The organism is Enterococcus sp. DIV1307a, from assembly GCF_050537425.1.
Taxonomy (GTDB): Bacteria; Bacillota; Bacilli; order Lactobacillales; family Enterococcaceae; genus Enterococcus; species Enterococcus faecalis.
In genome coordinates, this window is the sequence record NZ_CP172914.1 from 1,050,860 (window position 1) to 1,072,142 (window position 21,283).

The window sequence follows — 21,283 nt, forward strand, 5'->3', positions numbered from 1 at the left end:
AAAAACACTTGTACCTAGTTAATCCTTGATAGTATAAACCTAACCAATTATTTTAGATAGGAAGGATTGAATAAAAATGAAAAAAAGAAGTTTTGTCTATTGGGGAATGTTTTTCATTCTTTTGTCGATGCTGATAACGCCTTTTCTGAAACTTGAAACAGGATATGCGCAAACGGAACCAACTAGTACCAGTGAAACCAATCAAATTTCTGCTACGCCAAACGTAGTGCCGCGTAAGCAAGTGGGCAACATTGTGACAGCGATTCAGCTAACGGATAAAGAGGGAAACCCACTTGGGACCATTAATCAATATACAGACATCTACCTCCGAATTGAGTTCAACTTACCGGATAATACCGTTAATAGTGGGGATACTAGTGTGATTACTTTACCCGAAGAGCTACGTCTCGAGAAAAATATGACCTTTAATGTAGTAGATGATACAGGTGCTGTGGTTGCAATCGCACAGACCGATGTAGCAAATAAAACGGTCACGTTAACGTATACAGATTACGTAGAAAACCATGCCAATATTAGTGGGTCTTTATATTTTACAAGTTTGATTGATTTCGAAAATGTCGAAAATGAATCCAAGATTCCTATTTACGTCACGGTTGAAGGGGAAAAAATATTTGCTGGCGATCTTGATTACCAAGGTGAAGGCGATGATGTTAACGAAAAATTTAGCAAGTATTCATGGTTTATCGAAGACGATCCAACCGAAATTTACAATGTGCTACGGATTAATCCAACAGGGCAAACGTATACTGATTTAGAAGTAGAAGATGTGCTAAAAACAGAAAGTTTAAGTTATATGAAAGACACTATGAAAATTGAACGAGGACAATGGACACTGGATGGAAATGCTATTTGGCAGTTCACGCCAGAGGAAGATATAACTGATCAGTTGGCTGTCCAGTATGGTCCTGGTGACCGCAATTTTTCGGTGCATTTTGGTAATATTGGGACTAACGAATATCGTATCACCTATAAAACCAAAATCGATCATCTTCCCGAAAAAGGTGAAACCTTCACAAATTATGCAAAATTAACAGAAAATCAAACGGTGGTGGAAGAAGTCGAAGTGAGTCGTGTCTCACAAACGGGTGGTGGAGAAGCTAATGGTGAACAATATGTTGTTGAAATTCATAAAGAAGATGAAGCAGGCCAGCGTTTAGCAGGTGCAGAGTTTAAACTCATTCGTAACTCAACCAATCAAACAGTGGCCAAAATCACAACAGATCAAAACGGAACAGCGATTGTTAAAGGCTTGTTAAAAGATAACTATACTTTAGAAGAAACCAAAGCACCTACCGGTTACCAGCTTTCGCAAAACAAGATTTCAATAACACCTGAAGACTTTGGTAAAAACTTAGTTGCACTGAAAACTGTTGTGAATCATAAGATTTCATATCAACCAGTCGCTGCTTCATTTTTAGCTGGAAAAGTTCTTTTAGGAAAACCACTGAAGGATGCTGAATTTCAATTTGAATTGTTAGATGAGAAAGGTACAGTACTAGAAACGGTTAGTAACGATATTTTAGGGAAAATTCAATTTTCACCATTAACCTTTGAAACTCCCGGAAACTATCAATACACCATTCGGGAAGTAAACACGCAACAGGCAGGTGTTTCCTACGATACGCACAACCTTCAAGTTCAAGTAACCGTCGAGGCGCTTTTAGGAAATCTCGTGGCGACTATTCAGTATGATGGAGGTCAAGTATTTACTAATCACTATACGCCAGAAAAACCTATAGAAAGTACCACGCCACCAACGAGTGGGACAACAGATACTACCACGAATTCAACCACAGAAACTACTTCAATAACCATTGAAAAACAGGCGATTCGTAATAAGGAATTGCCAAAAACAGGAGAAACAAAAGAAAACGCGTTTCTTTTCTTAGGTAGCCTTCTTTTGATTCAAGGAGTATTTATCTATTTTAAAACGAAAAAATAATCGTTTAGATAGTTTCAGTAATCGAGACAAAATGTGCAAATTTCGAGAGATTCAGCTTGTTCATTTGAGTTTGGAGTGGTTCTGTGCTATACTATCTTTAGCGTAATGATACTAGTTGGGAGTGAGCGGATTTCTGCTCACTCTTTTTGATGGAAAAGTCATCAGGACACGGTTCGTTACATCAATCTCGAAGGAGGCGAAAATTTTGAGTAGTGCTGTGGAAACTGTAACAAAGTTAGTCACACCAATCTTAGAAGAACAAAATTTTGAACTTGTGGAAGTAGAGTTTGTTAAGGAAGGAAAAAATTGGTTTTTACGAGTATTTATCGATAAAGAAGGTGGCATTGATATTGAGGAATGTGCCTTTGTCAGCGAAAAATTAAGTGAAAAACTAGATGCAATGGATCCAGATCCAATTCCGCAAGCGTACTTTCTGGAAGTTTCTTCTCCGGGAGCAGAACGTCCGTTAAAGAAAGAAAGCGATTATGAACAAGCGGTAGGTAAGTACATTCATATTTCTCTTTATCAAGCAGTTGATGGAGAAAAACAGATTGAGGGTACCTTAGTCCATCTTGATTCAGAACAATTAACATTAAGTGTAAAAATTAAAACCAGAGTGAAGGAAATGACTTTTGAACGTAAAAATATCGCAAAAGCTCGTTTAGCCATTCAATTTTAATCAACAGACTCGAATGTAAAAAAGGGGCCACTAAAAGTTTTACTTTTAGCCGGGCCTGTGACAAGTTTTAACGAGAAGTTTTTCCCTTGGAAGAAGAACCACTCGTTCAGCTTTAACGAATCCATAGGAGGAAAAGAAAAACAATGAGCAAAGAAATGTTAAATGCATTAGACGTATTAGAAGCTGAAAAAGGGATTCCTAAAGATACGGTGATTGAAGCGTTACAAGCAGCTTTAGTTTCTGCATATAAAAGACATTATGGACAAGCAAGCAACGTCGAAGTTGAATTTGAACCAAAAAAAGGCAATATTCACGTGTATGCTGTCAAAGAAGTAACAGAAGAAGTATTTGATTCACAATTGGAAGTTTCATTAAAAGATGCCGTTGCATTAAATGGTGCATATGAAATCGGCGACAAAATTCGTTTTGAAGTTACGCCAAAAGACTTTGGCCGCATTGCTGCCCAAACAGCAAAGCAAGTAATTTTACAACGTGTCCGTGAAGCAGAAAGAACAATTATTTATAATGAATTTAGCGAATACGAAAATGACATCATGCAAGGAATTGTTGAACGTCAAGATCGTCGTTATATTTATGTAAACTTGGGTAAAATCGAAGCAGTCTTATCAAAACAAGATCAAATGCCAAATGAATTTTACCAACCGCATGATCGGATTAAAGTTTACGTATCACGTGTTGAAAACACATCAAAAGGCCCACAAGTTTTTGTAAGCCGTAGTCACCCAGATTTATTAAAACGTCTTTTTGAACAAGAAATTCCAGAAGTTTATGATGGAATTGTTGAAATCGTAAGTGTCGCTCGTGAAGCTGGCGATCGTTCAAAAGTAGCTGTTCGTTCAACAGATCCTAATATTGATCCAGTGGGTACCTGTGTCGGTCCAAAAGGCCAACGTGTCCAAGCGATTGTGAATGAATTAAAAGGCGAAAATATGGATATTGTGGAATGGAACGAAGATCCAGCTATTTATATTAGTAATGCCTTGAATCCAGCTCAAGTATTAGATGTTATTTTTGATCCAGAAAATAGCAAAGCATGTACAGTCGTTGTACCTGATTATCAATTGTCATTAGCAATTGGTAAACGTGGTCAAAATGCGCGCTTAGCTGCTAAATTAACGGGCCATAAAATTGATATCAAATCAGAATCTGATATGGCTGAATTTTATGAACAACAAGCCAATCAAGAAGTTGCCGAAGTGGCAGAAGAAATGGATGAAGCAATTATCCATTCAGATATGACGGCAGATGATTACGAAAACTTGGCTACTGAAGAAGCAGTTGTTGAAGCAGAAATTACAGAAGAATTACCTGAACAAGAATAACGTTTTTGGAGGGTGAAAAAATGAAAAAGAGAAAAATTCCAATGCGTAAATCGGTTGTTTCAGGCGAAATGAAACCGAAAAAAGAATTAGTCAGAATTACTCGCTCCAAAGAAGGTGAAGTGGCCTTAGATCCAACTGGTAAATTACCTGGACGTGGCGCTTACGTTGATTTGGATCCTGCGGAAGTCCAAAAAGCTTGGGATAAAAAAATTCTTGATCGTGTCTTAGAAACAAAATTAAGTGATGAATTTTATCAAGAACTATTGGATTATGTAACACATCAAAAAGCCCGCAAAGAGTTGTTTGGCGATGGAAAATAAAACCAAAATTTTGAACCTTTTAGGTTTAGCAATGCGCGCCGGTAAATTAGTCACAGGTGAGGAATTAACCCTTAAAGATATTCGTGCAAACAAAGCGAAATTTGTGTTTGTTGCACAAGATGCCAGTGAGAATACTAGAAAGAAAATCAAGGACAAAAGTTCTTATTATAATGTTCCTGTTAGCGAACTGTTCAGTCAATTCGAGCTCAGCCAAGCGATTGGGCGACCACGAATGGTTATCGGAGTAACTGATGCAGGATTTGCCACCAAAATCAAGGAATTACTAAAAGGTTAGGAAGGTGATTGCATGGGAAAAAAAAGAATTTATGAACTAGCAAAAGAAATGAATAAAGCAAGCAAAGACGTTGTCGATAAAGCGCATCAATTAGGTATGGATGTTAAAAACCATATGGGCGCAATTAGTTCCGAGCAAGAAACAAAGCTTCGTCAAGCATTCGGAGGAGGAAGTACCGTAAATACTCAATCAAAAGCAACAAACAACCAAAAGCAACAAACAACACAAAATAAACCAGCCAATAAGAAACCAATGAACAATAAACCTGGTGAACAAAGAAATAACCAAAATCGTCCAAAAAACCAATCAACGAATGGACAACAAAGAAACAACAACAACCAAAATCGTCACGGCCAAAGCAACACACAAAACCGTAGCAATCAAACAAATACAAACAATCAAAACCGCAATACCCAAAACAATAACGGTTCTACAACGAATCAAAATCGGACAAGCCAAAATAACAATGGCGGGAACAACCAAAATCGTGGCGGCCAAAACCGTAACAACAATTTTGGTGGCGGTCAAAATCGTAATAACCGGAATAACTTTAATAACCAAAACCGCAATCGTTTCAACAAAAAAGGGAAAAAAGGCAAACATCAACAAGAATCAGCGAAGCCAGCAGTACCAGCACGTAAATTCCGTGAATTACCAGATGTTTTAGAATATACAGAAGGTATGAACGTGGCGGATATTGCGAAAAAAATCCACCGCGAACCAGCGGAAATCATCAAAAAATTATTTATGATGGGTGTCATGGTTAACCAAAACCAAGCCTTAGATAAAGATACAATTGAATTATTAGCTGTGGACTATGGCATGGAACCGCAAGAAAAAGTCCAAGTTGATATTGCGGACATTGATAAATTCTTCGAACCGGAAGCAGTTGTTGAAGAAAACTTAACTACACGTCCCCCTGTTGTCACAATCATGGGACACGTAGACCACGGGAAAACAACATTATTAGATACATTGCGCCATTCTCGTGTGACTTCAGGTGAAGCGGGCGGAATCACGCAGCATATTGGTGCCTATCAGTTAGATATTGATGGCAAACCAATTACGTTCTTAGATACACCAGGACATGCGGCCTTTACTAGTATGCGCGCGCGTGGTGCCAGCATCACTGATATTACCATCTTAGTTGTTGCAGCGGACGATGGAGTAATGCCACAAACAATCGAGGCGATTAACCATGCCAAAGCGGCAAAAGTGCCAATTATTGTAGCAGTTAACAAAATTGATAAGCCTGGTGCGAACCCTGATCATGTGAAACAAGAATTAAGTGAACATGAATTAATTCCTGAAGAGTGGGGCGGAGATACGATTTTCGTCAATATTTCAGCGAAATTCAATCAAAACATTGATGAGCTATTGGAAAATATTTTATTGATTGCTGAAGTAGAAGACTTAAAAGCTGATCCAACGCAAAAAGCAATTGGAACAGTGATTGAAGCGCGCTTAGATAAAGGTAAAGGTCCGGTTGCGACATTACTCGTTCAACAAGGGACTTTACATGTTGGTGATCCAATCGTTGTTGGTAATACTTACGGACGTGTTCGTGTGATGACCAATGACATGGGCCGCCGTGATAAAGAAGCAGGACCCGCAACTCCTGTAGAAATTACCGGATTAAATGATGTTCCTCAAGCGGGTGATCGTTTTGTGGTCTTTGAAGATGAAAAAACAGCACGTCAAGCAGGGGAAGAACGGGCTAAACGTGCGTTGCTTGAACAACGTTCAGCAAGTAGCCGTGTGACATTGGATAACTTATTTGAAAGCCTAAAAGAAGGCGAATTAAAAGAAGTTAATATCATTGTCAAAGCAGACGTACAAGGATCTGCCGAAGCCGTTTCAGCAAGTTTACAAAAAATTGATGTAGAAGGCGTTCGTGTGAAAATTGTTCACGCGGCAGTTGGGGCCATCAATGAAAGCGACGTAACTTTAGCCGCAGCAAGTAATGCGATTATTATCGGCTTTAACGTTCGCCCAACACCACAAGCGAAACAACAAGCAGAACAAGAAGAAGTTGATATTCGTTTACACCGTATTATCTATAAAGCCCTAGAAGAAATCGAAACAGCGATGAAAGGGTTATTAGATCCAGAATTTGAAGAAAAAATTACGGGTCAAATGACGGTTCGTGAATTGTACAAAGTATCTAAAGTTGGCACAATCGCTGGCTGTTATGTTACAGAAGGCTTTATTCGCCGCGATAGTGGCGTTCGTGTCATTCGTGATGGTATTGTTATTTATGAAGGTAAATTAGCAAGCTTGAAACGCTTTAAAGATGACGTGAAAGAAGTCAAACTTGGTTTTGAATGTGGTGCTATGATTGAAAACTTCAATGATTTACGTGTAGATGATGCGATTGAAGGCTTCATTATGGAAGAAATCAAACAATAATTTTAGTAATTGGAGGAAGACACTATGGCAAATTATCGTGACCGTCGTGTAGGTCAAGAAATCATGCGTGAAGTGAATGATATCTTGAACAAACGCATCAGAGATCCACGCGTCCAAGGCATCACTATTACAGATGTTCGTGTGACCGGTGATTTACAACAAGCAACCATTTATTACAGCTTGTTATCTGATTTAGCTTCCGAACAACAAAAAGCTCAACAAGGCTTAGACAAAGCTAAAGGACTGATTCGTAAAGAATTAGGACAACGGTTAACCTTGTATAAAACACCAGAGTTGATTTTTGAAAGAGACGAATCTGTCCAATACGGAAATCACATTGATGAGTTGATTCGCAAGTTGAATCAAGGTGAATAATTAAAAAGAAAAAGCACACCAGACGAATGGTGTGCTTTTTCTTTTCATGATTTCTTGATAAAATAGTCATGGAGGTGCAAAGATGAAAAGAATTGTTGTTTTCTATAAAAATGGAGATCGTTATTTAAAAGAAATGGGTTCAGGCAAGAGTTCCCTGTACTTTTTTCTTTTCTTCTTTGTACTACATAGTATGCGGGAACATATTATTCAGTTCATCGGATTTTGGCCGTCATTTATATTCGTCCTCATACTTGTCCCAAATCTTATGCTTGGCGTCGGACATATTAACCATTGGTACAAAAACCGCTCTTGAATTTTCCAGAATACTTTTAAGCATGGAACAAAATCCTTATTGATTTTGTTCCATGCTTTTTAAGTTAACCCAGTATTTAATACCATCACAGAATAATCCCTAAATTCAAAAATCCGTCCTTTATAAAGATAAGTGGCGCCATACTTTTGTCGATAGTACGTAATCACATTTTTTAATGTTTCAACATCGATTTCCAAAAATTCAGCACAAGAATAATGGTTACTTAAGCCAGCTTCAGAGCAACGAATTAAATCGTCTAATGTAACTAATTGCTCTAAGGCCACATTGCGAGCTTTCAACTCTTGCTTCCGATTTTCTGTACAATTTTGATTTAAAATAGTGCCAACGGATGTTTGATAATGCCCGTATTCCTCGGCTAAAATGTTCTTCTTTTGACGGGTACTCAATGTTTTTTCAATATAAATTTTGCCATTTCGATACAACCCATAACAACCTGTTTGATTGTATAAATCAATTTCTAAAACCGTCACATCCTTTTGAATGGAACTGACGAGTTTTTCATAATCATTCACTTTACCATTCACCTGCCATTACTTAATAAAAAGAGTAGATGGGAAGTTAATCCTCTTTTTTGTCAGAAGAAATCGATTGTTGATATTTGGCATCAATTTCATCCAAGTAATCGTGAATTTTCTCGATTTCTTCTTTTGAAAATATCTTTTCTGGATCCCCAGCGTGGGCAGCCAGTGTCATTTCGTCACGGCGAGGGAATGAGAGAATTTCTGCTTGCGTTTGTTGTTCGTGTAATTGTTGTTCGGCAAATTGATAAACGATGGCTTGTCGTTGGGGCTCTAATTTTTTATAAATGCGGTCGATAGTTGAGGCATTTTTTTCCATGGGAACTTCTTGCCCCATCAACCAGGCCTCATTAATGTCTAATGCATCTGCAATGCGATAAACTTTGTCTTGTTTTGCTTCGTAACGACCAGCTAGCCAATCGCTGATTGAAGATTTACCGATGCCAGTTTTTTTCGCTAAATCACTAGGTTTGATGTTCTTGGCTGTTAAAGCCTCTTTTAAACGGATAGCAAAAATGTTCATATTTCCGAACCTCCTATTGCCTCAAAGTATACTATACCTGTTTAGAGAAGGCAAGTAACAATTGCAATTAAAATCACCGGTTCATAAAACCGAACTTACGAGTTGACAGTGAAAATATTTGGTGCTAAGATAGAGCCATTCAAATGTTCGGTTAACTGAACTATTTTTTTGAACACTTTGTTCGGAAAACCGTATTTTGGTAGAAAGGGTGAAGAAATGAGTCGGAATTATAAAAAAACGTTGTCGGATATGTTACTTTTAGCAATTATTTTATTAATAAGCAGTATCTCAATAAAAATTGGGGCCATCGTGATTGGTATGATTGGTCTCATGGAATTACTAACAGAGTAACAATAATTTAGTCAAAAGGAGAGAAGCGGATTGGCAGAACGACGCATGTTTGCAAAAACGATTATTGATAGTGATGCGTTTTTAGATATGCCCTTATCAAGTCAGGCCCTGTATTTTCATTTAGCGATGCGTGCCGATGATGATGGATTTATCAATAATCCCAAAAAATTGCAGCGAATGGTTGGTTGTGGGGAAGACGATCTAAAATTGCTAATGGTTAAAAAATTTATTCTAGTATTTGAAAGTGGTGTGATCGTTATCAAACATTGGAAAATTCATAATTATATTCGCAGTGATCGTTACAAACCAACCTTGTATCAAGAAGAGAAAAATCAGATTGTTGAAAAAAATAGCAAAGCTTATACGTTTAAAGCAGAATCGTCTGTCAGTGGTCAACCAGCTGACTACCAACGGTTACCACAGGAAAGCATAGTCCAGTCTAAGTTAGGTCAGAGTAAAGGTAGTAGTTCAGAAAACGATTGTTTAAAGATGATTTATCATTTTTATGAGGAAAACGGCTTTGGTACACTGGCCTCAAAAACAAGCCAAGATTTTAAGTATTGGTTGCAAGATTTTATGCAAAAAGGGGCTAGCCAAGAGGAAGCATGCCAATTAATCTTGCATGCTTTAGGAATTGCCGTCGATCGAAATAAACGGAATTACGGCTATGTAAATGCTATTTTGAAAAGTTGGGAGCAGCAAAATTATTTATCCGTACATGAAGTTCTGGTAAATGATAAAAAACAAGTGTTGGAGCATACGCTGCAAATGACAGAAGAATATCAAGAGTTAGGTTTTTAAAGAAAGAAGGAAATCAGTATGCATGCGACAGATCAAACTTTTCAAATACTATTGAGTCAATTGTTAGAAAAAGTTGAAGACCGTTGTCCGGAATGTGGCAGTGAACAATATGTTTGGCAACAAAAAAATAAAGATGGCACAGAACGTTGTGCCCCAACTTGTTGGTCGTGTGGGTATAAAATGCTAAAAAAACATGAACAAGAAGCCACTCAACAACGTTCTCAAGAGAGTTTTATGGCACGTACACAAAAATTTTTTCATCAAGGGTCCTTAATTGCTGATGATGCGCTACGGCAATGTCGTTTAACCAATTACCAAACCACTGAATTAGAAACAAGACAAGCAAAAGAACGGGCCTTAGCAGCAGTTTCAGCGATTGTTGAAGGAAAGCCAATCCACGTTATTTTTTCAGGGAAACCTGGTGTCGGTAAAAGTCATTTGGCTATCAGTATTTTAGTTGAAGTCTTAGAACGCTCTGCATATCAAAAGTATTGTTTATTTGTCAGCTACTCTGAGTTATTAGAAAAACTAAAAATGTCCATGAATGAGTCGACCAAAAGCCAAGCAAAGGCTCAAGCGTATATTACTAGAATGAAAAAAGCAGACGTTTTGGTCTTAGATGATTTAGGTGCTGAATTAGGAATTAAAAATAAAGTTAGTACGGATTTTAATAATGACATCTTAAACCGAATTTTAGAAGCTAGACAGAATAAAGCAACTATTTTTACTACTAATTTTTCTGGAAAACAACTGGTGGAGGCCTATGGAACACGCATTATTTCTCGTCTAATGAAGCACGCCAGTGGCTATGTTTTCCAATATAAAGACACAACAGACAAACGAATGAGGAGTGTGAAATAAATATGTTAACAATTATTATTGGGTTTATCTTTTGGACAATGACACTAATGTTAGGTTATCTAATTGGTGAAAGAGAAGGCCGTAAACATGAGTAATTTAACAAAACGTAAAAAAGATTTATTTGAAATGAAAAGCGTTGTATTTAAAGATATTTCAAAGCAACAAAGCGAAAAAGCACAAAAAAGAAAACGACTCTTACAACTAATGAATCAATATCCCGATTGGGCAAGTCAAAAAAATAAACTTATTATGCAGGAAATTCAAGAATTAGGACAAGCAATCGGTAATTGGTCGATGGATCAATCAAGACCCATCCAATCCATCAAGGCCGCATCGTTTACAAAAAGCGAGTATCTCTATTTAATTTGGCTCGGTTATTCAGATGAAGCGATTCGTCACGGCTTAGAAATGTCGAAAGAGTGTTATTTTATTTATCGATTAACACTTTTAAATGAATAAAAGTAAAGGAGATTAACCAATGCGTACGTCAACATTTAATTATATCAAAGATATTTTAGCAGACTTTTATAAAACAGATGAGTATATCCGGCAACGGGAAGAAGAATTACGGCACCCTTATCAAGAAGCAGATTTAAATGCTGGTATTAGAGGACAAGGACTTCACTCTGTAGTGACCGAACGAATGGCGATTACGATAGCTATGGATCGTCGTTTGTGGAACTTAGAGAGAAATCGAGACATTATCAAAAATTGTTTAGCTGAAGCGGATGAACAAACGCGCGTGATTATTGAAGAACTATATATGAAAAAACGGCCCTCTTTAACATTAATTGGACTTGCCCAGCAATTATTTATTAGTAAAAGCCAAGCCTATAAATTAAGAAATCATTTCTTTGAAGCAGTGGCGGATGAACTAGGGATGTAAACATGGAAAAAGCGTGGAATTTTTTCAGGTGTCAACATGGTAAATTAATAGTGTCGAAAGAGATAGATAAACGTGAGGCAACCAAAAAATGAAGACACGGAATTCTATAATTTTGACTGCTTTCTTGTGTCAGCTATGAAGGAGCAGAAAATGCCGGCTACTTTCAAAATCCTTCATTTTGACTAGAAGAGAGCCAATTTGTTAACCAATCCTGAATTTTTTGAATGGAAAGGTGGCGCTAAAAATGAATGAAGCGGAACAAGAGTTATATGAAGCCCTTGTTGCAATCTGCCAGACGTCAGGATTTTTGTTGCTAGAGGAACTGCCGACAGATTTACCAGATCAGCCATTTGTTTATTTAGGTGATAGTAAAGAATTACCTAAGCCAACTAAATCAGCTATTTTGGGAGAAATTGAATTAATAATGCATGTTTATGGTGCGTTATCTGAACGACAACAAATTTCTACAATTAAAGGAACGATTTTACGGCAGGCAACCAGTAACTTAAAACGAACGGCTCATTTTAATTGGGGTATCAAACATCAAGAAGTCAAAGCACAAATGGTAAAAGATACCAAACAAATGAAAAAAACAATTTGGCATGCTGTACTACCATTACACATGCAATTTTACTAGGAGGAATTATCAATGGGAGAAGTTATGCAAGGAAAAGACCGTATTTTATTAGTTCGTCGCTTGGATGAAGCAGCGACAAAGAAAGCAATGAAACCCTTATTTCAAATTGAACATGAATGGGAATTCTCACGTGAATCGAGCGGTACGCAAACAAAAGATGGCGTTGCGAATGCTGTTTCTGGTTTAGAAGTTACGTTATCGTTAAGCGGTTTAGCCTCTCGAGATGATGAAAATTTATACATGAAAGACGCAGTTGAAGATGGCATCTTAATGGAATTTTGGGACGTTGATTTAAAAGGTGAAAAAAATGCGGAAGGTAAATATCCAGCAATTTATGCCCAAGGTTATGTAAATTCATGGAGTTTACCAGCCAATGTAGAAGAATTAGTAGAAATTGAAACAGAAGCCTCTATTAATGGCAAACCACAAGATGGTTTTGCAACAGTAGAAGCAGATATTATTGCAGAAGCACAATATGCGTTCCAAGATACCGTTCCAGAGAAAGCACCACAACCTGGCGAATAATCAAAAAGTGTTGAATTTTAGGAGGATAAAAAATGAATTTAGAGATTAACGGAAAAACAATTGAAGTGAAATTTACGATTGGCGCGATTCGCGAATTAGATAAACGTTACCAAATTGAAAATGGCGCTGCCAAATTCGGCATGGGCATCAGTTCAGCAATGATTTATTTACGCCAATACAATCCAGTAATCTTAGTTGACATCATGGAAGCTTTACAAAGTGGGCAATTAAAAATAGGTAAGTCGGAAATTGAAGCATGGTTAATGACCCAAGATGTCAAAAAACTTTCAGATGATTTGCTTAAAGAAATGGGAAAGCAACCTCTTACAAAACCAATGATCGATCAGTTCAGCAAAGAAGCGAAGAAAGCAGAAGCGCAAGCGACCAACTAATTAAAACGAGCGATGACGTGTATCACGACATCGCTCTTTCTGCTTTTCGCTACTTAGGCTGTCGTTCATTTGAAGAAGTGGATCGGATGACCATGTCTGAATTTGAATTACGAATGATTGCTTTTAATTTAGCAGAAGTAGATGAAGAGCGGAAAAGGCACGAGCTTGCCTACTTAAATGTTAAAGCGCAAGCGACAAACAAAAAAGGAAAACCCGTTTTTGAAAGCTTTAAAAGTTTTTATGATTATGAAAAACGAGTTGCTGAAGTTCTGGCAGCTAACCAGCCACAACGAACGAAATTAAATGAGCGGAAAAAAACGCAACTTGCTACTGTGGCAGAGCGTCTACGCCGCTATCGAGAAGGGAGGAGAGTAGATGGAGAATGACAAAGAAAAAACGCCGTTATCGGAGGCAAAGAAAAGCCTTGCAGGCGTCCAACAAGCATTAAAAAGTATGAGCGGTGAGTATGCCTTATTAAGTGGATATTTAGGGAAAATTAGTGCGGGTGTCAATCAGTCAGCCACGGTCATGAACACATTTAAAACCGTCATGCAACAATCTGGAGAAACAGTGAAAAAAACAGGAGACGAAACAGCAAAGGCAGCAGATCAAATGAACACAGCGTTAACAGATTCTGCTGAACAAACCGGTGAAGCAGCTAAAAAAGCGGGGAAAGAAACCTCTGATGGCTTTACTAATGCACAAAATAATATGCTGAGCTTTGGGACGGCCATGACTAGTGCCGTTTCCTTACCTATGCTGAATGTTTTAAAAACAGCTATGGGCGTCGGTGCTGGGGTCAGTGGCGAATTTCAAGGAATGCAAGGACTGATTATGGCTAGTGCAGGAGGGATTTCTGATTCATTGCAGGGCGAGTTGCAAGGGGCATTGACTCAGATGAATCAATCATTTGAAGCGGCGGCACAAGTGATTCAAAGCGTGATGGCTCCAGGAATGGAAATTTTGGTTCAAGTGGTTATCACAGTCGTCAAAGGCATTACAGCTTTGGTGAATTTATTTATCAAATTACCAAAACCCGTCCAAGTTTTTATTGTTGCCATTATGGGCATTTTAGCCGCCATTGGGCCCATGTTGATTATGGTAACGATGGCTCAGCAAAAATTTCAACAGTTTAGTGATGGTTTGGTTCTTATAAAAGGAAACATTGGGAAGTTAGGTGGTGGCTTATCAAAACTAAGTGCTAGTTTTAGTGCCTTAAGTGGAGGACCATTAATTTTAATTGTAGCAGCCGTTTTAGCAGCGGTAGCAGCGTTTGTTTATTTCTATAAAACCAATGAAACATTTAGAAATAGTATCAATAGCTTAGCTAGTGCCATTCAAGGAGCTGTTTCAGCGGCGTTTGGCAAATTGGTAGGATTGCTACAACAGATCCAGCCGGCCTTTCAGCAAGTAATGGCAGTTTTTAAACAATTTTTTGCAGTAGGCTTAGAGAAAATGGCGACTATTTTTTCAACAATTGGTCGTGTGCTAGCAGGCGTTTTTGCCAGCGGTTTGCAATTAGGTAGTAACTTATTAGGGCAATTTGGTGGCACCTTTGACAAAGCTGGTTTAGCGGTTGGTCTTTTGGTAAAAGTTCTGACAAAGGTTGCACTGGCTGCATTAGGAATTTCTGGGCCGTTTGGTCTAATTATTTCCTTGATTGTTTCATTCGTGACGGCCTGGATGAAAACCGGTGATTTGAGTGCGGGTGGTATTACCCAAGTCTTTGATAATTTAGGTAACACGATTACATCGGTTACAACAATGCTGGCAGCTAATCTACCGAAAGTTATACAACTTTTTACAACAGTCTTAACCAGTATTCTCGGGAAAATAACAGAAGCTATTCCAAGCATCGTAACCGCGTTATCTAGTTTAATTATGTTAATTGTTGGTGCGATCGTTGCCAATTTGCCAGTCTTAATTGAAGCGGCAACACAAATTATTACTACGTTGATTCAGGGGATTACAACAGTCTTACCAATGTTGATAGAAGTTGGTTTGAGCTTATTAATGACTTTAGTTAATGCGATTGTCACCGCCTTGCCAACAATTACAACTGCAGCGATTAATATCATCACTACATTAGTGACAGCTTTTGTCACAGCGTTACCAATGCTAGTTACAGCAGGTGTTTCAATTATCACGGCCTTAGTCAATGCATTTGTTACTATGTTACCGTTGATTTTGACTGCTGGTTTACAAATTTTGATGGCATTAATCACTGGGATTATGACGATTTTACCTCAGTTAATTCAATCAGCGCTGACGATTATTCTAGCGTTAGTGACTGCGTTGGTAGGTGCCTTACCACAGATTATCAGCGCAGGTGTCAAATTGTTAATGGCGTTAATTCAAGGAATTATTTCGATTTTACCAACCTTAGTTGCGGCAGCTATTACCTTGATTTTGACATTGGTAAATGCCTTAATTGGTGCGTTACCACAAATCATCAGCGCAGGCGTCAAATTGCTAATGGCTTTGATCCAAGGGATTATTTCAATTTTACCGCAACTGGTTACTGCAACAATTACGCTAATTACCGCTTTAATGGGTGCGTTAATCAATGCGTTGCCACAGTTGTTAAGTGCTGGGATTCAACTGATTCAAGCCTTAATTAATGGTGTACTCAGTCTATTGGGTGCCTTGCTGTCCGCAGCAGGAACATTAATCTCACAAATGATCACGAAGATTGGTTCTTATTTTGGTCAACTGTTAGCTTCGGGCGGACAGTTAGTTGAAAATATCAAAAATGGGGTTACCAATGCAGCCGATCAGGTAAAAACTGCCATTGGTTCTGTAATTGAAGGTGCTTGGCAAGCAATCCAAGGTTGGTTTTCAAAATTCACCGATGCCGGTGCGAATATTGTCGGTATGATTGCTGATGGAATTACAGGCGCAATTGGAAAAGCCAAAGAAGCAATCGATGGGGTCGTCAGTAAAATTCGTAACTTTTTACCATTTTCACCAGCAAAAGAAGGTCCCTTATCTGATTTGCATAAATTGAATTTCGGCGGCACGATTGCCACGGGGATTTATGCAGGCGAAACAGCCGTTAGTAGAGCAATGGCTTCTATTTTAGACTTACCGCTGTTAAATGATTTTGCCTTGGACTTAGCTGGTCGAGGAAACTTCACAGCAACGATTGACCATCGTTTAGAAAATGATGCATACAATCGACCATTATTTGTGACAGTAGAGTCAACGTTAGATGGAAAAGTTGTCGCAGCAACTACGGCGCCTTATTTAGCAACAGAGTTACAACGACAACAAGTGAAACAAAATAACCGCTTAGGAAGGAGAGGATAACATGTATAAATTTGTTGATACCAATCAAGCAACTCGTTCAACGCCTCTTCCTTCAGAAGCGTTGAATTTTAACGGCCAATTTTTAGAAAAAGTCATCCCTGGTTATCAAACATTATCAGTTTCAGGACGAGAATTAGTTCCAAGCGAAATTGAAAGCTATCAATTAGGGATTCGTGATGGTAAACGTCACGTTTATGCGCGGATTCCAGAACGAGAATTAACAGTCAAATATCGGCTTTCAGCTGTGAATAATGAAGCATTTCGAGATGCATTTAATCATTTAAACGTTGCTTTGTTTACGGAAAAAGACGTTTCTATTTGGTTTAACGATGAACCGGAAATGCTGTGGTTTGGCAGTAAGTCTTCAGTGAGTGATGTACCCGAAGGTGTTAACCAAGTAACAGGCACCTTTACTTTATTGCTTTCTGATCCGTATAAATACACACGGAGTGATGCGACTAGTGTGATGTGGGGTTCGCCGACCATTACATTTCAAGCAAATTACTTAATGGGGAATACAGGCTCAGGTGCAGTTGATTTTCCAATTTTAATTGAAGGCGGGGCTTATTGGGGATCAACCATGATTACCTTTCAAAATCGGGCTTACACGATGGGGGATTTAGGCAAAGAAGTTCGGCCAATTGAAATTTATCCTACGGTCGAAGGATTAAAAGTCAAACCGACCATTATTTTAACAGGAACCGGACGTGGTGTTTGGATTAAAACACGGAACGATACAATTAACTTAGGAGACTTTGATCGTTCGGAAATTATCATTGATACTGAAAATTTTTATCTGACAAAAAATGGTGCACCGATGATTCGACCAATGAACGATTTTTATCTATATCCTAATGAACCGCTGTATATTCAAGCCAAAGATAGCGACTTCCGCTTGACGATTCGCTATCCTAACCGATTTGTGTAGGAGGGTGATTAAATGTTAATGGCGTTGGATTTGAAAAGAACATATACGGCAATTTTGGACAATGCCTATCAAGTCAGTTATGAAAAAATAGAGAATAAAATTGGGAGTTTAGATTTTACCATGCCGCTAGATGATCCTAAAAATGAATTTATTGCAGAAATGCAATGGGTGGAACTGACCGACAATGAGAATGAATATATTGGTTTATATCGCGTGATGCCAACCACAATTAAGAAAGATGCGAACAATAATCAAATTCACTACTCTGCCACAGAAGCATTATGTACCTTAGGTGATACTGTCCTTTTTGGTTGTCACGAAATTAAAAACAAAACAACGAAAGAGGCCATTCAATTTCTATTGAATAAACAAAAAACAAAGCATTGGGTCCTAAAAAAATGTGATTTTTCAAGGAAATTAACCTATAAATGGGAGAATGAAAATGGGCTAGTCGAGCCTTTATTTAGCATCCCAGCCGATTTCGAAGAAGAATATCTTTGGCAATGGAATACAGAGGTCTATCCTTTTGAACTTTCATTAGTCAAACCGCCAACAGAACCAGTTGCGCGAATTCAAGAAGGTTACAACATGCAAGGATTTGAAATAGAACGTAATCCCAAGATGCTAATCAATCGGATTTATCCATTAGGTTCAGGCGAAGGTGTTAACAAAGTCAATATTCGCTCGGTCAATCAAGGGGTTCCGTATTTAGAGAATAAGGCTGCAATTGACCGCTATGGTTTATTGGAGTCAATTTGGGTGGAACAGCGTTTTTCTGATCCCAAGGCATTAAAGGAAAATGCTTTGCGAATGTTAGAAGAATGGACCAAACCACAAGTTTCTTGGGTAGTGACTGCAGCTGATTTAATTAAATTAACAGATCAACCTTTGGCAATCGATCGTTTGCGGTTGGGGACGGTTATCATGATTAATACGAATGAATTTGGGAGTGTCAACCTTCGTATCAAAAAAGAAAGTAAAAAAGATGTCTTTGGTGCCCCCCAAGACATTCAGCTAGAGTTGGGAAATCTGCAAGAAACAATTCATAGTACCATGACAGCTTTCAGTCGGAAACAAGAGATTAGCGAAACTTACGCACAAGGGGCGACGACACTTTTAAATCGTTCAATACAAGGAGAACTTAGCAAGACACAGCCAGTGGAGCTGAATTTATACTTTGACGAGGACATTCTTTATATAAACACCGCAGAATTAACGTTCAAGGCAACTGCTAAAGGACCTTCGCATTCTGTAACGAATATTGATTTGGTAGTGGATGGCAAAAAATTACCCCAACTATCATTGCAACAACAACGGCTAAATATTTTGAGTTATTTACGAAAAACAACAGATGGAAAAATCGAACGCGGCAATCACACGCTTCAATTTTTCTCTCATCAGCCACTATGGTTGGATGCTTCGGTCATCTGTCGTGTGTATATTCAATCCCAATTGGGTGGCCAGTTTTAATAAAATAATGAAAACTAGAGGAGTGTGACGAAATGTCAGTAGAACATATTGAAGAATTAGATACCCTGAATCAAGGTCGCCTTAAAATCAATGCAATCTTGGATCAGTCGAATGCATCAGCTGAGAAAGTTGATGCTTACCAAGTCCAGTTAACGAATGGAATTTCTGAAGCGAAAAACATCGCAGATGAAGCTGGCAAAGAAGCCGTACAAATTGCCACCGATGCAGGCAATCAAGCAAATGAAACAGCCAACCAAGCGATGAACAATGCCAAAACAGCCATCACGATGGCAGGAAATGCAGTTTCAACGGCAAATAATAATAAACAAGAATTTGATACTTTACGAAATGATTTCGATCAATTAGTAGCAGAAGCAGGTGATAGTAATCCAGAAATTGTCCAAGCACGCACAGATACACAAGGCATCAAACAAGCTACCTTAGCGAATCGTCTTCAAATTGATTTGAATGACCGTATGACAAAAGCAGATGGTATTTCTTTATTGGCTAAGCCAACCACTGTCAAATTGAAGTTAGACTTTAACGGTAAAACGGCCGGCAATACAGCCACCAATGCAAACAGTTATTCCACTGATTTTACGGCTAAAATTCTTAAGAAGCCAACAGACGTTTGGGAGGAAGTTTCCCAAGCGGACTACAATAAAATGGCCAGCCGTGATGATGAGGGTGTGAAAACAGGTTCCACCCAAAGCGGTGTGATTCCGCAACAATTAGCGGCCTTCAATCTCGTTGAAGCCGCTAAAAAATTAATTCCACAAATGTTTGAAACATTCACAACTGACGAGGCGGTGGCGTTTATTCGCCAGAACGTTCAATTTTTTACGATTAATCAACGTGTGAAAGCCGCTGCGCCCAATAATCAAACGATTAAAATCGCTACGTATTTACCAACTACGGATAATTGGGTAACTCAAATCCAAGAATCAGCAAAAGAGTTCGGCGATTTTTCAATTCAAATCAATGATCAGAATTTTATCACAGATGAAGGTTTCATTTATTTAATGAGCTATACAGATTCATCAAATGGGGTAACGCCAGCCAGCGTAGAAGTTGATTACGTGGGGCTTCATATTGGTCTGTCTGTTGATGCCCAAGCGGTTTTAGCGAAGAGTGGTTTTGTTCAAGCAGAGCAACTCAAGACCCATGTGGAAAATCAAGATAATCCGCACCAAGTAAACGCTGAACAAGTGGGGCTAGGCAATGTAGAAAATTATGGCTTCGCATCAGACAGCGAAGCAGTCGCGGGAACTTTAACGAGTAAATATATGCACCCGAAAAACGTTGCGGAAGCGATTAAAGGTCAAGCTGTGACACAAACAGGTGATCAAGAGATTGCTGGGGTGAAGAATTTTTCCGAAGCTCCTCTATTCAAAAATCTTCCCTTAGTTAGTCTAGGCAAATTTAACCTCGTAGGTATAAACGGAACAGAAGGTAGTTTTACAAAAGTCATTGGAAATATGAATAATAAAGAAGTAGGATTTGGTAGTGATTTTTCTTACATTGACGAACGAGCAAAACTTGCTAATTTAAATAAAAATAACAACCGTTTAGTTATTGAAGAAGATGGAATGTATATTTTAATTGTGCACTTTTGGGTACAGCCTATAACAACGGTAAATGGCTATTGGTACTTTAATTTTGCTATTAATGGTGTACGAGCTGGTGGTCCAACAGATCGTTTTTGGGGACTCGGAGGTACCAGTTGGAAAAATCGTCAAGATGGACTTGGAATGGTCATACGTAATTTTAAGAAAGGAGACCAACTTTCTGCACTAATCGAGACAAATTATACGGGTGAAGTAAACAGTACAGGAATTAAATCTGCTACGCTAATCAAAATAGGGTGATTTAGATGGAACGTTATCTCAACACAATAACAATGCTTTTAAGCATTTTCGGTGGGATTGTCGTACGTTTATTAGGTGGATTAGATCAATTGTTGGATGTCTTCCTCTTTTTAATTATTGTCGATTTCATCACAGGTTGGATTAAGGCAATCGCCACAAAAGAATTGTCCAGTCGGATTGGTATGCTCGGAATTGCGAAAAAAGTGACGATGTTATTTGTGGTTGCTGTAGCGGTTCGTGTTGAAAAAGTTGTGGGGAACAATTTGCCAATTCGGGAAATGGTTCTGATTTTTTACATTGCGAACGAAGGACTTTCTTTTTTTGAAAATATTGCGACCTTTATTCCTATGCCGAAAAAGTTAAAAGAGTTATTTATTCAGTTAAAAAATAAAGATGATTAAGTAGAAGTGGTCGGGACAAACGTAGAACTTTCGGCTGATCGCCGAAGAAATTACTTCTGTCCCGCCATTTATCTGCAGGTTTAAGCCATGAAAGG

23 protein-coding genes are annotated in these 21,283 nt (G+C 38.3%); 21 read left to right on the top strand and 2 right to left on the bottom strand.

Annotation, left to right across the window (positions count from 1 at the left end):
• The first annotated feature begins 76 nt into the window (after positions 1-76).
• The 7 genes from IGL90_RS05125 (at position 77) to rbfA (ending at position 7,384) form a co-directional block, all read left to right on the top strand.
• Positions 77-1,963: an Ig-like domain-containing protein gene (locus IGL90_RS05125; RefSeq protein WP_048737811.1), complete on the top strand. Its 1,887-nt coding sequence runs from the start codon at positions 77-79 to the stop codon at positions 1,961-1,963.
• A gap of 205 nt (positions 1,964-2,168) precedes the next feature.
• Positions 2,169-2,642, top strand: a complete 474-nt coding sequence (gene rimP, locus IGL90_RS05130) for a ribosome maturation factor RimP (protein ID WP_002357863.1) — start codon at positions 2,169-2,171, stop codon at positions 2,640-2,642.
• A gap of 143 nt (positions 2,643-2,785) precedes the next feature.
• Entirely contained in the window at positions 2,786-3,985 is a 1,200-nt protein-coding gene (nusA, locus tag IGL90_RS05135; protein ID WP_002360499.1) for a transcription termination factor NusA, read from the top strand.
• Positions 3,986-4,005: 20 nt separating this feature from the next.
• A complete protein-coding gene (gene rnpM / locus IGL90_RS05140) occupies positions 4,006-4,305 on the top strand; it encodes an RNase P modulator RnpM (RefSeq protein WP_002363794.1) in 300 nt (99 codons plus the stop codon).
• Positions 4,295-4,600: a YlxQ-related RNA-binding protein gene (locus tag IGL90_RS05145; RefSeq protein WP_002357860.1), complete on the top strand. Its 306-nt coding sequence runs from the start codon at positions 4,295-4,297 to the stop codon at positions 4,598-4,600. The genes rnpM and IGL90_RS05145 overlap by 11 nt, the downstream gene beginning before the upstream one ends.
• Before the next feature lie 12 nt (positions 4,601-4,612).
• Positions 4,613-7,009 carry a translation initiation factor IF-2 gene (gene infB / locus IGL90_RS05150; protein WP_002419823.1) on the top strand — a complete coding sequence of 799 codons (2,397 nt, stop codon included), beginning with the start codon at positions 4,613-4,615 and terminating at the stop codon, positions 7,007-7,009.
• Between the two features lie 24 nt (positions 7,010-7,033).
• Entirely contained in the window at positions 7,034-7,384 is a 351-nt protein-coding gene (gene rbfA / locus IGL90_RS05155; protein ID WP_002360497.1) for a 30S ribosome-binding factor RbfA, read from the top strand.
• Between the two features lie 372 nt (positions 7,385-7,756).
• On the opposite strand, the gene IGL90_RS05160 is transcribed toward rbfA, so the two are convergent.
• Both IGL90_RS05160 and IGL90_RS05165 read right to left on the bottom strand, forming a co-directional pair.
• The gene (locus IGL90_RS05160; RefSeq protein ID WP_002382232.1) at positions 7,757-8,242 is read right to left on the bottom strand and encodes a toxin; all 486 of its coding nucleotides are present in this window, start codon (positions 8,240-8,242) and stop codon (positions 7,757-7,759) included.
• Between the two features lie 34 nt (positions 8,243-8,276).
• Positions 8,277-8,759 carry a helix-turn-helix domain-containing protein gene (locus IGL90_RS05165; protein ID WP_002371257.1) on the bottom strand — a complete coding sequence of 161 codons (483 nt, stop codon included), beginning with the start codon at positions 8,757-8,759 and terminating at the stop codon, positions 8,277-8,279.
• 168 nt (positions 8,760-8,927) lie between these two features.
• On the opposite strand from IGL90_RS05165, the gene IGL90_RS05170 reads away from it, so the two are divergent.
• The 14 genes from IGL90_RS05170 to IGL90_RS05235 all read left to right on the top strand — a co-directional run bounded on the left by IGL90_RS05170 (position 8,928) and on the right by IGL90_RS05235 (position 21,188).
• Positions 8,928-9,110 (top strand): hypothetical protein, encoded by a 183-nt coding sequence (locus tag IGL90_RS05170; protein WP_082153366.1) that lies wholly within the window; start codon positions 8,928-8,930, stop codon positions 9,108-9,110.
• Positions 9,111-9,155: 45 nt separating this feature from the next.
• Complete coding sequence (locus IGL90_RS05175) at positions 9,156-9,911, top strand: DnaD domain protein (RefSeq protein WP_002395080.1); 756 nt, start codon at positions 9,156-9,158, stop codon at positions 9,909-9,911.
• Between the two features lie 18 nt (positions 9,912-9,929).
• Positions 9,930-10,772: an ATP-binding protein gene (locus IGL90_RS05180; RefSeq protein WP_002375035.1), complete on the top strand. Its 843-nt coding sequence runs from the start codon at positions 9,930-9,932 to the stop codon at positions 10,770-10,772.
• Between the two features lie 66 nt (positions 10,773-10,838).
• Positions 10,839-11,231 (top strand): hypothetical protein, encoded by a 393-nt coding sequence (locus tag IGL90_RS05185; RefSeq protein WP_016614156.1) that lies wholly within the window; start codon positions 10,839-10,841, stop codon positions 11,229-11,231.
• Between the two features lie 19 nt (positions 11,232-11,250).
• A complete protein-coding gene (locus tag IGL90_RS05190) occupies positions 11,251-11,658 on the top strand; it encodes a RinA family phage transcriptional activator (RefSeq protein WP_002360491.1) in 408 nt (135 codons plus the stop codon).
• 220 nt (positions 11,659-11,878) lie between these two features.
• A complete protein-coding gene (locus IGL90_RS05195) occupies positions 11,879-12,295 on the top strand; it encodes a hypothetical protein (RefSeq protein ID WP_002382237.1) in 417 nt (138 codons plus the stop codon).
• A 12-nt stretch (positions 12,296-12,307) separates the two neighbouring features.
• Positions 12,308-12,820: a phage major tail protein, TP901-1 family gene (locus IGL90_RS05200; RefSeq protein ID WP_002369526.1), complete on the top strand. Its 513-nt coding sequence runs from the start codon at positions 12,308-12,310 to the stop codon at positions 12,818-12,820.
• Between the two features lie 32 nt (positions 12,821-12,852).
• Positions 12,853-13,212, top strand: coding sequence for a tail assembly chaperone (locus IGL90_RS05205; protein ID WP_002357848.1), 360 nt, complete (start codon positions 12,853-12,855; stop codon positions 13,210-13,212).
• A 17-nt stretch (positions 13,213-13,229) separates the two neighbouring features.
• Entirely contained in the window at positions 13,230-13,598 is a 369-nt protein-coding gene (locus IGL90_RS05210) for a hypothetical protein (protein ID WP_002361692.1), read from the top strand.
• Entirely contained in the window at positions 13,588-16,521 is a 2,934-nt protein-coding gene (locus IGL90_RS05215) for a phage tail protein (protein ID WP_048737814.1), read from the top strand. Before IGL90_RS05210 ends, IGL90_RS05215 begins: the two co-directional genes overlap by 11 nt.
• A 1-nt stretch (position 16,522) precedes the next feature.
• Entirely contained in the window at positions 16,523-17,449 is a 927-nt protein-coding gene (locus tag IGL90_RS05220; RefSeq protein ID WP_010777582.1) for a distal tail protein Dit, read from the top strand.
• A 12-nt stretch (positions 17,450-17,461) separates the two neighbouring features.
• The gene (locus IGL90_RS05225; protein WP_002397217.1) at positions 17,462-18,919 is read left to right on the top strand and encodes a phage tail protein; all 1,458 of its coding nucleotides are present in this window, start codon (positions 17,462-17,464) and stop codon (positions 18,917-18,919) included.
• A 32-nt stretch (positions 18,920-18,951) separates the two neighbouring features.
• Positions 18,952-20,787 (top strand): hypothetical protein, encoded by a 1,836-nt coding sequence (locus tag IGL90_RS05230; RefSeq protein ID WP_010777583.1) that lies wholly within the window; start codon positions 18,952-18,954, stop codon positions 20,785-20,787.
• Positions 20,788-20,792: 5 nt separating this feature from the next.
• Positions 20,793-21,188 carry a phage holin family protein gene (locus IGL90_RS05235; RefSeq protein ID WP_002357842.1) on the top strand — a complete coding sequence of 132 codons (396 nt, stop codon included), beginning with the start codon at positions 20,793-20,795 and terminating at the stop codon, positions 21,186-21,188.
• Positions 21,189-21,283: the final 95 nt, after the last annotated feature.